We start from the raw sequence: 13,076 nt of genomic DNA on the forward strand, positions 1-13,076 counted from the left end.
AGGTGGCCCGCGAAGCGGGTCGGTGAGGGGCTCTAGCGGTTGCGGAGACGTGGTGCCCCCTCACCCCAACCCTCTCCCCGACGGGGAGAGGGGGCAGACCGGGCCTCCTGACAATTGGCGATCATGCCGTGACCGTGCCGGCCGTGACGCTGCTCTCTTTCTCACGCACATGGACATGAGCAACATGGATCTCAGCAATCGCGCACCGGAAGTGAAGTCGGCCGGTGGGCCGGAAGTCTCCGCCGCCTTCGAGGAGTTCATGGGCGCCTTCGAGGCGTTCAAGGACGCCAATGACCAGCGGCTCGGCGAGCTGGAGCGGCGCGGCGTCGATGGCGTGACCGCCGACAAGGTGGAGCGCCTCAACGCCGTGCTCGACAGCCAGAAGGCGCTGATCGACGAGCTGGTGCTCAAAGCCCGCCGGCCGGCGCTGGGCGGGGGCGACCTCACGAGCGATATCGCCGCCCGTGAGCACAAGAGCGCGTTCGACGCCTATGTCCGCACCGGCGAGGCGGCGGGGCTGAAGCGGCTGGAGGCCAAGGCGCTCTCTGCCGGGGTCGGCACTGACGGCGGCTATGTGGTGCCGAGCGAGACCGAGCGCGAGATCGGCAAGCGGCTTGCCGCGCTCTCGCCGATCCGCGCCATTGCGGATGTGCGGGTGATTTCCGCCGGCACCTACAAGAAGCCGTTCATGACCTCCGGCCCGGCCGTCGGCTGGGTGGCGGAGACGGCGGCGCGGGCGCAGACCGCGAGCCCGGTGCTCGACGAGCTGTCCTTCCCGGCGATGGAGCTCTACGCCATGCCGGCGGCGACGCAGACCCTGCTCGACGACGCGGCGGTGAACATCGACGAATGGCTCGCCATCGAGGTGGAAGCGGCCTTCGCGGCGCAGGAGGGCGCGGCCTTCGTGACCGGCGACGGCGTCGGCAAGCCGAAGGGCTTCCTCGCCTATGACACGGTGGCGGAAGGCGCCTGGGAATGGGGCAAGCTCGGCTTCATCGCCACCGGCGCGGCCGGCGATTTCCCCGCCGCCAATCCGGCCGATCCGCTGGTCGATCTCGTCTATGCGGTGAAGGTCGGCTACCGGCAGAATGGCAGCTTCGTGATGAGCCGGCGCACGCAAGGGGCGGTGCGCAAGCTGAAGGACGAGAACGGCCAGTATCTGTGGTCCCCGCCCACCGCGCCGGGCGCGCCACCGCAGCTGATGGGCTTCCCGGTGCATGAGGCCGAGGAGGTGCCGAACATCGCCGCCGGCAGCCTGTCGGTGGCGTTCGGCGATTTCCGCCGCGGCTATCTCGTGGTCGACCGCGCCGGGGTACGGGTGCTGCGCGACCCCTATTCCGCCAAGCCCTATGTGCTGTTCTACACCACCAAGCGGGTGGGCGGCGGCGTGCAGGACTTCGACGCGATCAAGCTCTTGAAGTTCGCGGCGTGAAGCTGCGTGCTTCGAGGCCGGCCCTCGCCGGGCCGGCACCTCAGCATGACGCGTGTCCTCAGAGAGAGCACCGTCATCCTGAGGTGCCCGGCGCCAGCCGGCCTCGAAGGATGCTCGTCAGCGCCCCATCCCGCGCACCGTCGCGTCGATCCAGGGGCGCTGCGGGCCGACCAGCGTGGCGCCGGTGACGCCGCCGCAGCCGCGTGCGCCGCCGGCGGCGGTCGACCAGCCGATGATGCCGGCGACCATGCCGTCGAGATAGGCGGGGCCGCCGCTGTCGCCGGTGCAGCCGCCCTTGGCGGCGCCGTCGGACAGCCGGACCATGATGCCGCCCGTCGTGCCGATGCTCGGCAGTTCGACGGCGCGCAGCGTACCGGCCGACTTGCCGTCACCGTCCTTGGTCACGCCGAAGCCGACCACGGTGAAGGCGGTGCGGCGGGCGGGCAATGCCACCTCCGCCGAGAGCTGCGCCGGGCGGAAGCTGCCGGGCAGCGGCGCGGACAGCCGCACGATGGCGAGGTCCGGCGTCGGGCGGCGGGTCTCGAACGAGTTCGGATCGAAGGCGGGGTGAACGGCGATGCGGTTGGCCGGGATCAGCCGCGGGCCCTCGGCCTCGAACACCACCACCGCGTAATCGGCCGCCGGCTGCACGCAATGGGCGGCGGTGAGCAGCGCGTTCGGTGCCAGCACCACCCCGGTGCAGGAGGCGCCGCGCGTCGAGACGATCATCGCCGTCTCCGCCTTCAGCGCCGCATCCGCCGGCTGCCCGCCGACAATGGCGCGGGCGGGGGCGGAGAAAGCGAGGGCGGCGAGGACGGCAAGCAGCAGGGCGCGCATCGGATCTTCCGGGCTGAGGGCGCCGCCGTTGTGGCGGCGGCGGGGGCCGGCGTCAATCGGGGGCGGCGATCGGAGCGCCTGACCAGACGGGCGCCGTCATCCTGAGAGTCTGACTTGTAATCCCTCTCCCCGTTGGGGAGAGGTGGCCCGCGAAGCGGGTCGGTGAGGGGTTTTCACGATTGCGAAGCGTCGAAGACCCCTCACCCCAACCCTCTCCCCGTCGGGGAGAGGGAGAAAGCCGCCGTCCATGCGCGCTTTCACAATTACGAGCCAGACACCGAGGTGCCGCCGGAGGCTCGCGCCGCTCGCACCTCAGGATGACGGCGATCTGCGGCAATCAGAACTTCGAAGACGTACAGAGGGAACCCCATGCCCGCCATCCTTCTCACTGGGCCCGCGGCCGAGCCGCTGACGCTCGCGGAAGCCAAGGCGTATCTGCGCGTCGACCATGACGCCGAGGACGCGCTGATCGGCGCGATGATCACCGCCGCGCGGGCGACGGTGGAGGCGCTGACGCGGCGCGTGCTGATCGACCAGGGCTGGCGGATCCTGCGCGATGCCTGGCCGGTCTCCGGGCTCATTCCCCTGCCGGTGAACCCGTTGCGGGCGGTCACGAGCGCGCATGTGCTGGACGCCGTCGGCGCGGAAATCGCGGTGCCGCTGGCCGCGCTCACCGCTGATGTGGCGCGGCTGCCCGGCCTGATCCGGGTCGACCGCGCGGGCGTGCCGGCACCGGGGCGGGCCCTCGCCGGCATCGCCATCGACGTCACCGCCGGCCATGGCGCGGGCGCCGACCATGTGCCCTCGCCGCTGATCGAGGCGGTGCGGGTGGTGCTGGCGCATTTCTACGAGCACCGCGACGTGCCGGGGGCGGGCGCGGCGTTTCCCGCCCGGCTCGACGCGCTGGTCGCGCCCTTCCGGGTGACGCGGCTATGAGCGCCGTCGGTTCCATGCGGCACCGGCTGGTGCACGAGACCCCGGTGGAGACGCCGGACGGGCAGGGTGGGGTGACGCGCGCCTTCCTCGCGGTCGACGCGCTGTGGGGCGCGCTCGACACCCGCGCCGCGCCGGGCGAGATCGCGGACCGGCCCGGCGCGGTGCTGACGCACATCGTCACCGTGCGCGCGCCGGCCACCGTGCGGCCGGGCGACCGGCTGCGTCTCGGCGCGCGGCGCTTCCTGGTCGAGGCGGTGAGCGACCCGGAAGGGCGCGGCCGGCGCCTCGCCTGCGACTGCCGGGAGGAGACGCCGTGAGGTTTTCCGCGCGACTGAAGGGCGTCGAGGCGCTGCGGCGCCGGCTCAACCGGATGATCGACAGGAGGCGGCGATGAGTGCGGCGAACGAACTGCGCAAGGCGGTGTTCGCCGCGCTGACCACCGACGCGGCGCTGCTGGCCGCGCTGGGCGGGGCGCGCATCCATGACGTGCCGCCGGCGGCGCCGGACTTCCCCTATGTGACGCTGGGCGAGGCGCAGCTCAGCGACTGGTCCACCGCCACCGAGGCGGGGCATGAGCACCGGCTGACGCTGAGCGTCTGGTCGCGGCAGGGCGGGCATAGCGAGGCGCACGCCATCGCCGATCTCGTGCAGCAGGCGCTGCACGACGCGCCGCTCGCGCTGGCCGGGCACCGTCTGGTCAATCTGCGCTTTTCCAGCGCCGAGATTCGCCGCGAGGCGGGCGGGCGGACCTACCGCGCTCTGGTGCGGTTTCGCGCGGTGACGGAAACCGGTTGAGGTTTTCCGACCGTGCGAAGGACGCGCGCCAAGCGATTCAACCGACTCGGCAATCCCGGTGAAGTTGATTCTGAAGATGAACGCGCTTGCGGCGGTTCACTCACGCAAGGCGCGAGGTCTCGCGGACGCCGTCCATCGCCTCGGAGACCTCAGGATAAGCCGACATGGTTAACCGTCTCTGAATACCTATCCCGATTTCCAGACACAAGGAGCCCGGCCGATGGCGGCACAGAAGGGCAAGGACCTCTTGCTGAAGATCCATGACGGCGCGGCCTTCGCCACGGTGGCCGGGCTGCGCTCGCGGCAGATCGCCTTCAACACCGAGCCGGTCGACGTGACCCATGCCGAGAGCGCCGGGCGCTGGCGCGAGCTGCTGGCCGGCGCCGGGGTGAAGCGCGCCTCGGTGGCGGGCTCGGGCATCTTCAAGGACGCGGCCTCGGACGCGCTGATCCGCCAGAGCTTCTTCGACGGCACGATCCGCAGCGCGCAGATCGTGGTGCCGGATTTCGGCACCCTTGAGGGGCCGTTCCAGATCACCGCCCTTGAGATCGCCGCCGAGCACGACCGCGAGGTGACGTTCGACATCGCGCTGGAGAGCGCGGGCGAGATCAGCTTCGCGGCGCTGTGAGGAGCACCCATGGCCAATCGACATCGCGGGGAGATTTCCGCCGAGCTCAACGGGCGCCCCCGCACGCTGGTGCTGACGCTCGGCGCGCTGGCGGAGCTGGAGGCGGCGTTCGGCGCCGGCGACCTGGTGGCGCTGACCGAGCGCTTCGGCGCCGGCCGGCTCTCGGCGCGCGACGCCATCGCCATCCTCGCCGCCGGGCTGCGCGGCGCGGGGGAGAGCGTGAGCGAGGACGAGGTGGCGCGCATGACCACGCCGGGCGGGGCGGCGGGCTTTGCGCGCCTCGTCGGCGAACTCATCGCCGCCACCTTCGGCGCCGGGGAGGGCGCCGGGGAGCGCCCTTTGCCGGAGGCGACGCGCGCGGCGGGGCAACAGGGGTGACGACGCCGGCCTTCCCCTGGCAGGCGGCGATGGGCTTCGGCTTCGGGCGGCTGCTTCTGTCCTCAGCCGCTTTCTGGGCGCTGACCCCGCGCGAGCTCGCCGCCGCCATCGAGACGGTGGCCGGGCCGGCAAGGGCGCCGCTCGGCCGCGCGGGGCTGGCGGCACTGATGGCGCGGTTTCCGGACTGAGGGCCGGGTCGGGACCCAGCGCAACAACTTCGCCGCGGGCGGCAATGCCCCCTCACCCCAGCCCTCTCCCCGCCGGGGAGAGGGGCGTGTCCTCGTCATCCCAGGAGCAACCCCATGACCGACACTTACGACGCCGGCGCCGGCGACGGGCTCACGGTGGAGATCGCGGCCGACACCAGCGCCTTTCGCCGCGACATCACTGAAGCCGAGCGGCTGGCGCGCAGCTTCGGGCGCGTGGTGGGCGATGCGCTCACCGGCGCGGCGGTGAAGGGGCGCGAGGCGGACGACGTGTTCCGATCGCTGGTGTCGCGGCTCTCGACGCTCGCCATCAACGCCGCCTTCCGCCCGCTGGAGCAGGGCATTGCCGGGCTGCTGCAAGGGGCGCTCGGTGGGGCGTTGGGCGGCGCGCTGCCCTTCGCGAAAGGTGGGGTGATTTCGGGCGGCGCCTTCCAGGGCGGGCGCGTCATCCCCTTCGCCGAAGGCGGGGTGGTGGCGGCACCGACCTATTTCCCGCTCGGCAACGGCCAGACCGGGCTGATGGGCGAGCGCGGCGCGGAAGCCATCCTGCCGCTCAGGCGCGGGCCGGACGGCCGGCTCGGCGTCGCCGCCGGCGGAGGCGGGCGGGCGGTGAATGTGACGGTGAACGTCGCGACGCCCGACGCCTCCTCCTTCCGCCGCTCGGAGGCGTATCTGTCCGGCCTCATTGCCCGCACCGTCGCGCGCGGGGAAAGGAGCCTCTAGATGCCCGCCTTTCACGAGACGCTGTTCCCGCTCGACATCGCGCTCGGCGCGGCGGGCGGGCCGGAGCGGGCTACGGAGATCGTCACCACGCTGACCGGCCGCGAGGAGCGCAATACGCGGCTCGCTCATTCGCGCCGGCGCTGGGACGCGGGCTATGGCGTGAAATCGCTGGCGCAGCTCTCCGCCGTCGTCGCCTTCTTCGAGGAGCGGCGCGGCCGGCTCTACGGCTTCCGCTGGCGCGACCGGCTGGACCATGCCTCCGCCGCGCCGGGGGCGCAGGTGTCGCCGTTCGACCAGGCGCTGGGGACGGGCGACGGGGTGCGCACGGCGTTTGCCCTCACTAAAACCTATGGCGGCGCGCATGCGCCCTATGTCCGGCCCATCGCCAAGCCGGTCGCCGGCTCGGTGCTTGTGGCGGTAAACGGGGCGGAGCGCACCGAAGGCGTGCATTTCACGCTCGATGCGACGAGCGGGCTCGTGACCTTCCTCGCCGGCCATGTGCCGGGGCCGGGGCAGGCGGTGACCGCCGGCTTCCGGTTCGACGTGCCGGTGCGCTTCGACACGGACTTTCTCGAAGTGAACCTCACCGCCTTCGAGGCCGGGGCGATCCCGCGCATTCCCGTTCTGGAGATCCGGCCATGAGGACGCACAAATGAGGGCTCTTCCCGCAGGGCTCGCCGCCGCGCTGGCGGGCGGGGCGACCACGCTGGCCCGCTGCTGGCGCCTCACCCGCCGCGACGGTGTTGTGGTCGGCGTCACCGAGCATGATGAGGACCTCACCGTCGACGGCACCCGCTTTCGCGCCGCCAGCGGGGTGGCGGGCAGCGAGGAGGCCGCCGCGCTTGGCTTCGCGGTGGGGGGCGGGGAGATGTCCGCCGCGCTGTCCTCCGACCTCATCGACGAGGCGGAGCTCTCGGCCGGCCGCTATGACGGCGCGGCGGTGGAACTGCTGCTGGCGGACTGGTCGGCGCCCGCGAATTTCATCCGGCTGCGGCGCGGGACGGTCGGCGAGGTGCGGCGCGAGGGCGGCGCCTTCACCGCCGAGCTGCGCGGGCTTTCCAGTCCGCTCAACATGGTGCGCGGGCGGCTGTTCACCGCCGGCTGCGACGCCGATTTCGGCGACGCGCGCTGCGGGCTCGCGCTCGACGTCCCGGCCTATCGCGGCACTGGCACGGTGGCGGGCGTGGAGGGTGCGAGCCTGTTCCGCGCCGCCGGGCTCGACGGCTTCGCCGATGGCTGGTTCACGCAAGGGCGGCTCGTCTTCAGCTCGGGCGCCAATGCGGGCTTCGCCTGCGAGGTGAAGACGCACGGCATGGCGGGCGGGGTGCGGCTGGAGCTGTGGCAGCGCCCGCCCGAACCGCTCGATGTCGGCGATGCGTTCACCGTCACCGCCGGCTGCGACAAGCGCTTCGAGACCTGCCGCGACCGCTTCGCCAATGTGCTGAATTTTCGCGGCTTCCCGCACATGCCGGGCAATGACGCCATCCTGCGCGTCGCCGTGCCGGGAGGGCAGTGATGGAGCGCGAGGAATTGCGCGCGCGCCTCGTCCGCGAGGCGCGCGCGTGGATCGGCACGCCCTATCTGCACCGCGCCTCCTGCAAGGGCCATGGCGCGGACTGCCTCGGGCTGGTGCGCGGAGTGTGGCGGGCGGTGATCGGCCCGGAGCCGCAGCCTTTGCCGGCCTATGCGCCGGACTGGGCCGAGGCGGGCCGCACCGAGCAGATGATCGAGGCGGCGGGGCGGCATATGCGGTCCGTCGCGCTCGCGGACATCGCGCCCGGCGACGTGCTGCTGTTCCGTTGGCGCGCGCATCTGCCGGCCAAGCACGCGGCGATCCTGGTGAGCGGCGACCGCATGGTGCACGCCCATGACGGCGCGGCGGTGGCCGAGGTGTTCCTCGCGCCGTGGTGGCGCCGGCATCTCGCCGGGGCATTCGCCTTTCCGCGGGCGTGATTTCACCTCTCCCCGAGGGGGAGAGGTCGCCGCGCAGCGGCGGGTGAGGGGGAAGCGCGCTCGCAGCTCATTCAGGCGGCTTCCCCTCACCCCATCCCTCTCCCCTCGGGGAGAGGGGGCCTGTTGCCCTCGGCCCCTCCCCGTCATCCCGGACGGCCAACGACCGAGCCGGGATCGCTGCCAGCATGGTGAGCGATCCCGGCTCTCCGGCGTTGCCTTCGGCCGGGATGGCGGCTTTTCAGGAATGGAGCACCCATGGCCACTCTCATTCTCGGCACGCTGGGCGGGACGGTCGGCGGGGCGCTGTTCGGGCCGCTGGGCGCGCTGGCCGGGCGGGCGCTCGGCGCCATTGGTGGGGCGGCGCTCGACAACATGCTGCTCGGCGGCGGGCGTCGGACCGAGGGCCCGCGCCTCACCGATCTCGGCACCATGACCTCCACCGAGGGCGCGCCGATCGCCCGGCTCTATGGCCGCGCGCGGCTGGCCGGGCAGGTGATCTGGGCGGCGCCGGTGGAGGAGGTGGTCTCGACGCAGACGCAGTCCTCCGGCGGGAAAGGGGGAGCTTTCGGCGGCGGCAGCTCGACGACCACCTACAGCTATTATGGCAGCTTCGGCGTCGGGCTGTGCGAGGGGCCGGTGGCCCGCATCGGCCGCATCTGGGTCGATGGCAAACCGCTGGACCGGCAGGGCATCAATCTGCGCCTGCACATGGGCGGCGAGGACCAGTTGCCCGACCCGCTGATCGAGGCGCGCGAGGGCGGGGCGCCGGCCTATCGCGGCCTCGCCTATGTGGTGTTCGAGCGGCTGCCGCTGGCCGATTACGGCAATCGCCTGCCGCAGGTGACGGTGGAGCTGGTGCGGCCGGTCGGCGAATTGGAGGGGCGCATCCGCGCGGTGACGCTGATCCCCGGCGCGAGCGAGTTCGGCTACGACCCGCGCGAGATCCGGCAGGTGCTGCGGGCCGGCGTCTACCAGCCGGAGAACCGGCATATCGAGACCGCCGACAGCGATATCGACGCCTCGCTCGACGAATTGATGGCGCTGTGCCCGAACCTTGAGCGGGTGGCGCTGGTGGTCGCCTGGTTCGGCACCGATCTGCGCGCCGGCGACTGCCGCATCGAGCCGCGCGTGGAGCGGCGCGTGAAGGCGAACTGGGCGCTGCGCGCGATGGAGTGGGCGGTGGCCGGGCGCACGCGGGCGGACGCCACTCTCGTCAGCACGGTCGATGGGCGCCCGGCCTATGGCGGCACGCCCTCGGACGACAGCGTGCGCCGCTGCATCGAGGCGTTGAAGGCGCGCGGGCTGAAGGTGACGTTCTATCCCTTCGTGATGATGGACATCCCCGCCGGCAACACGCTGCCCGACCCGTGGGGCGGGGGCCTTTCGCAGCCGAGCTATCCCTGGCGCGGGCGCATCACCTGCCATCCCGCGCCCGACCGGCCCGGCTCGCCGGACGGCACCGCGGCGGCGGGGGCGCAGGTGGCGGCGCTGTTCGGCAGCGCCGCGGCCGGCGATTTCAGCCGCGCGGACGGGCAGGTCGACTATGCCGGGCCGGAGGAATGGACGCTGCGCCGCATGGTGCTGCACTACGCGCATCTCGTGGAACTGGCCGGCGGGGTGGAGGCCTTCCTCATCGGCTCGGAGATGGCGGCGCTGACGCGGGTGCGCGTGGCACCCGGAATCTATCCCGCGGTCGCAGCCTATGTCGCACTCGCGGCCGAGGTGCGTTCCATCCTGCGGCCGGAAACCAAGATCGGCTATGCCGCCGACTGGAGCGAATATGCCGGCCATGTGCGCGAAGGCGGGGCGGAGCTGCGCTTTCCGCTCGACCCGCTCTGGGCCTGCCCGGACATCGATTTTCTCGGCATCGACTGGTACGCGCCGATCGCCGACTGGCGCGAGGGCGACGCTCATCTCGACGCCGCACAGCATGCCAGCATTTATGAGCGCGCCTATCTCGCCGGCAACGTACGCGGCGGGGAGGGGTTCGACTGGTACTACCCCGATGACGCCGCCCGCAACGCGCAGGCGCGCCTGCCGATCACCGACGGCGCCTTTGGCGAGCCGTGGGTGTTCCGGCAAAAGGACATCGCCGGCTGGTGGGCCAATGCGCATCACGAGCGCGTCGGCGGGGTGCGCTCAGGTGTGCCGACCGCCTGGGTGCCGGGCGGAAAGCCGGTGCGGCTGACCGAGATCGGCTGCGCGGCGGTCGACAAGGGCGCCAACCGGCCGAGCGTGTTCCCCGATCCGAAATCGGTGGAGAACGGCGTGCCGCCCTTCTCCAATGGCCGGCGCGACGACCTGATGCAGCGCCGACATCTGGAAGCCACGCTCGACGCCTTTTCCGCCGACGCCGCCAACCCGCCGGCCGGTCACCCCGGCGGGCGGATGATCGACCCGGCGGCGATCTATGCCTGGACATGGGACGCGCGGCCCTTCCCGGTGTTTCCGCTGGCCCGCGACATCTGGGCCGACGGGGCGAACTGGGAGACCGGACACTGGCTGACCGGCCGACTCGGCGCGGCGCCGCTGGCCGAGCTGTGCGCAAGGCTGGCGGCCGATTTCGGCGCGAGCGTCGACGCCTCGCAGCTGCGGGGCGTGATCGACGGCTATGTCGTCGACCGGCCGATGACCGCGCGCGCCGCGCTGGAGCCGCTGGCGCGCGCCTTCGGCTTCGACCTGATGGAAAATGGCGAGGGGCTGGCGCTGCGCCCGCGCGGCGGGCGGATCGTCGCCACACTCACCGACGAGGATATCGTCGCCGGCGAGGACATTTCCGCGCCTGCCCTCACCCGCGCCAGCGAGGACGAGCTGCCGCGCACGGTGACGCTCGGCTTCATCGATGGCGGCAATGATTATCGCCGCGCCACCGCCGCCTCGCGCCGCCTTGCCGGCGGGGCGCGGGCGGAGACGGCGCTCGACGTCGCCATGATCGCCGATCCCGGCCTCGCCGCCGGCCTTGCCGAGATGAATTTGCAGGATGCGTGGGCCGGCCGCGAGACCGGGCGCCTCGCCCTGCCACCCTCGCGCCTGGTGCTGGAGCCGGGCGACGTGGTGCGCCTCATGCGCGACGGACGCACGCGACTGGTCGAGATCACCGCCATCGAGGACCGCGAGGCGCGCACGCTCTCCGTGCGCGGCATCGATCCGGCGGTGTTCGACCTCGCGGTGCGGGCGGGGCCATCGCGGCCGGTGGCGCTGCCGGCGAGCCCCGGCCCGCCGGAACTGGCGCTGCTCGCCCTGCCGAACCTGCCCGGCACCAGCGCGCCGGTGCTGGCCTGGCTCGCGGCGTTCGCCGAACCCTGGCCGGGGGCGATGGCGGTGTGGCGGCAGGTCGACGGCGCGAGCTTCGAGCGGGTGGGCACGTTGCCCGCGCCCGCCGTGATGGGCACCACGCTGACGGCGCTCGCCCCCGGCCTGCCCTGGCGCTGGAACCGATCAGCGGCGTTCGAGGTGGAACTGGATGGCGGGCTGATCGCGGCGGCGAGCGAGGAGGCGGTGCTGGGTGGCGCCAATGCGCTGGCGCTGATCGCACCGGACGGGGCGGTCGAGGTGCTGCAATTCGCGGAAGCCGAGCTGATCGGTGCGCGGCGCTGGCGGCTGTCCAGCCTGCTGCGCGGGCAGATGGGGACGGAGGTAGAGGCGCGCGCGCCATGGCCGGCCGGCACGCGGCTGGTGCGGCTCGACCGCAATCTCCTGCCGGCGGCGGCCGGGCTCGATTTGCTCGGGCGCGGCCTTACCTTCCGGGTCGGGCGGGCTGACCGCGACCATGGCGATGCCGGCGTCGCCGAGATCGCCGGGGTGGTGGGGGCGGCGGCGCTGCTTCCGCTGGCGCCGGTGCATCCGCGCGCCCGGCGAACGGTGGCCGGCGTCGAGATCGGCTGGACCCGCCGCACGCGGGTCGACGGCGATAGCTGGGAGGCGGCCGAGGTGCCGCTCGGCGAGGAGCGCGAGGCGTACCGGCTGGAGGTCATGAACGGGGCGAGCGTGGTGCGCAGCCTCACCGTGAGCGCGCCGTCCTTCCTCTATGCCGCCGCCGACGAGATCGCCGATTTCGGCGCGCCGCAGCCCTTCCTCGATGTGCGCATCGCCCAGCTTTCCACCAGCGCCGGCCCCGGCCGGTGGTTGGAGGCGCGGCTGGCGCCCTGAATCCTCTCCGACAGGAAAACCCGATGAGCGAGACGACACCGTTGCTCGCGCTGCCGCTGATCGCGTCGGCGCAGGCGCAGAAGCACGTCACCCATAACGAGGCGCTGGCGCGGCTCGACGCGCTGGCGCAGCTCGCGGTGCAGGACCGTCACCGCACCTTGCCGCCCGGCGCGCCCATGGCCGGCGACCGCCATCTGGTGGCGGCCGGGGCGAGCGGCGACTGGGCGGGGCAGGACGGCCGGATCGCGCTCTATGAGGACGGCTGGACATTCCTATCCCCGCGCGCGGGCTGGCGGGTCTTCGTCGCGGATGAGCGCGCCACGCTGGTACACACCGGCGCCGGCTGGTCCGACCTTCTCGCCGGCACGCAATCGGGCGGAGCCGTCACGCTGCGCGCGCTGGAGGAGGAGCTGGTGCTGGCCGGCGCGTCGGTCGCGTCGACCATCCTCATCCCTGACCGCGCCATCTGCCTCGGCGTCGCCAGCCGCACGGTGACCGCCGTCACCGGCGCCAGCGCCTATGAGGTCGGCATCGCCGGGGAGACTGCGAAGTTCGGCGGGCTGCTCAGCGTCGCGGCCGGCGCCGCCAATATCGGCGTGATCGGGCCGCAGGCCTTCTATGCCGACACGCCGCTGCGCGTCACCGCGCTGGGCGGCGCCTTCACCGGCGGGCGCGTGCGCCTTGCACTGTTCCTCCTCGCTTTCAGCATCTGAACCCTTCCGGAGAGAGCCATGCCCTATGATTCCGCCAAGGACCCGTGGCGCGGCAGTGCCATCTCGCCCACCGGCCTCGGCCGCTCCGGCGCGGTGGTGAGCCCGCACGATGGCGACGACCTGCCGCGCTATGCCCGCATCCGCGTCTTCGCGCCGGCGACGCTGGCGAGCGCGCAGATCCGCATCCTGCCCGTGGGCAATGACGACGCGGCCCCTCTCGTGCTGGCGCTGCCGGTCGGCGTGCCGGTCGTCATCGAATACATGGTGCGGCGCGTCTTCGCGACCGGCACCACGGCCGGCCTCGACATCCATACGGTGAACTGACC

15 protein-coding genes are annotated in these 13,076 nt (G+C 72.6%); 14 read left to right on the plus strand and 1 reads right to left on the minus strand.

Features of this window, described 5'->3' with window-relative positions; all coding sequences use genetic code 11:
* The first annotated feature begins 184 nt into the window (after window positions 1–184).
* Window positions 185–1,432 carry a phage major capsid protein gene (locus ACO2RV_RS02055; RefSeq protein ID WP_423289273.1) on the plus strand — a complete coding sequence of 416 codons (1,248 nt, stop codon included), beginning with the start codon at window positions 185–187 and terminating at the stop codon, window positions 1,430–1,432.
* A 117-nt stretch (window positions 1,433–1,549) separates the two neighbouring features.
* Here the strand turns inward: ACO2RV_RS02055 and ACO2RV_RS02060 are convergent, their stop codons facing one another.
* Complete coding sequence (locus ACO2RV_RS02060) at window positions 1,550–2,269, minus strand: S1 family peptidase (protein WP_423289275.1); 720 nt, start codon at window positions 2,267–2,269, stop codon at window positions 1,550–1,552.
* 369 nt (window positions 2,270–2,638) lie between these two features.
* On the opposite strand from ACO2RV_RS02060, the gene ACO2RV_RS02065 reads away from it, so the two are divergent.
* The 13 genes from ACO2RV_RS02065 to ACO2RV_RS02125 all read left to right on the plus strand — a co-directional run bounded on the left by ACO2RV_RS02065 (window position 2,639) and on the right by ACO2RV_RS02125 (window position 13,074).
* Entirely contained in the window at window positions 2,639–3,205 is a 567-nt protein-coding gene (locus tag ACO2RV_RS02065) for a head-tail connector protein (RefSeq protein WP_423289277.1), read from the plus strand.
* Window positions 3,202–3,522 (plus strand): head-tail adaptor protein, encoded by a 321-nt coding sequence (locus tag ACO2RV_RS02070; RefSeq protein WP_423289279.1) that lies wholly within the window; start codon window positions 3,202–3,204, stop codon window positions 3,520–3,522. The genes ACO2RV_RS02065 and ACO2RV_RS02070 overlap by 4 nt, the downstream gene beginning before the upstream one ends.
* A gap of 73 nt (window positions 3,523–3,595) precedes the next feature.
* Window positions 3,596–4,000 carry a DUF3168 domain-containing protein gene (locus tag ACO2RV_RS02075; protein WP_423289281.1) on the plus strand — a complete coding sequence of 135 codons (405 nt, stop codon included), beginning with the start codon at window positions 3,596–3,598 and terminating at the stop codon, window positions 3,998–4,000.
* A 220-nt stretch (window positions 4,001–4,220) separates the two neighbouring features.
* On the plus strand, window positions 4,221–4,628 hold the full coding sequence (locus tag ACO2RV_RS02080) for a phage major tail protein, TP901-1 family (protein ID WP_423289283.1): 408 nt from the start codon (window positions 4,221–4,223) through the stop codon (window positions 4,626–4,628).
* A 9-nt stretch (window positions 4,629–4,637) separates the two neighbouring features.
* Window positions 4,638–5,006 (plus strand): gene transfer agent family protein, encoded by a 369-nt coding sequence (locus tag ACO2RV_RS02085; RefSeq protein WP_423289285.1) that lies wholly within the window; start codon window positions 4,638–4,640, stop codon window positions 5,004–5,006.
* Window positions 5,003–5,194 (plus strand): rcc01693 family protein, encoded by a 192-nt coding sequence (locus tag ACO2RV_RS02090; RefSeq protein WP_423289287.1) that lies wholly within the window; start codon window positions 5,003–5,005, stop codon window positions 5,192–5,194. The genes ACO2RV_RS02085 and ACO2RV_RS02090 overlap by 4 nt, the downstream gene beginning before the upstream one ends.
* Window positions 5,195–5,308: 114 nt before the next feature.
* Window positions 5,309–5,935 (plus strand): phage tail tape measure protein, encoded by a 627-nt coding sequence (locus tag ACO2RV_RS02095; protein WP_423289289.1) that lies wholly within the window; start codon window positions 5,309–5,311, stop codon window positions 5,933–5,935.
* On the plus strand, window positions 5,936–6,577 hold the full coding sequence (locus ACO2RV_RS02100) for a phage distal tail protein, Rcc01695 family (protein WP_423289291.1): 642 nt from the start codon (window positions 5,936–5,938) through the stop codon (window positions 6,575–6,577). It begins immediately after the preceding gene.
* A gap of 10 nt (window positions 6,578–6,587) precedes the next feature.
* Window positions 6,588–7,451, plus strand: a complete 864-nt coding sequence (locus ACO2RV_RS02105) for a DUF2163 domain-containing protein (protein ID WP_423289293.1) — start codon at window positions 6,588–6,590, stop codon at window positions 7,449–7,451.
* Window positions 7,451–7,888, plus strand: a complete 438-nt coding sequence (locus ACO2RV_RS02110; RefSeq protein WP_423289295.1) for an NlpC/P60 family protein — start codon at window positions 7,451–7,453, stop codon at window positions 7,886–7,888. The genes ACO2RV_RS02105 and ACO2RV_RS02110 overlap by 1 nt, the downstream gene beginning before the upstream one ends.
* Before the next feature lie 255 nt (window positions 7,889–8,143).
* Complete coding sequence (locus ACO2RV_RS02115) at window positions 8,144–12,037, plus strand: baseplate multidomain protein megatron (RefSeq protein WP_423289297.1); 3,894 nt, start codon at window positions 8,144–8,146, stop codon at window positions 12,035–12,037.
* A gap of 23 nt (window positions 12,038–12,060) precedes the next feature.
* Complete coding sequence (locus ACO2RV_RS02120) at window positions 12,061–12,750, plus strand: DUF2793 domain-containing protein (RefSeq protein WP_423289299.1); 690 nt, start codon at window positions 12,061–12,063, stop codon at window positions 12,748–12,750.
* 18 nt (window positions 12,751–12,768) lie between these two features.
* Window positions 12,769–13,074 carry a hypothetical protein gene (locus ACO2RV_RS02125; RefSeq protein WP_423289301.1) on the plus strand — a complete coding sequence of 102 codons (306 nt, stop codon included), beginning with the start codon at window positions 12,769–12,771 and terminating at the stop codon, window positions 13,072–13,074.
* Window positions 13,075–13,076 lie beyond the last annotated feature (2 nt).

Origin of the sequence: Ancylobacter sp. VNQ12, assembly GCF_049445835.1 — a bacterium.
Taxonomy (GTDB): Bacteria; Pseudomonadota; Alphaproteobacteria; order Rhizobiales; family Xanthobacteraceae; genus Ancylobacter.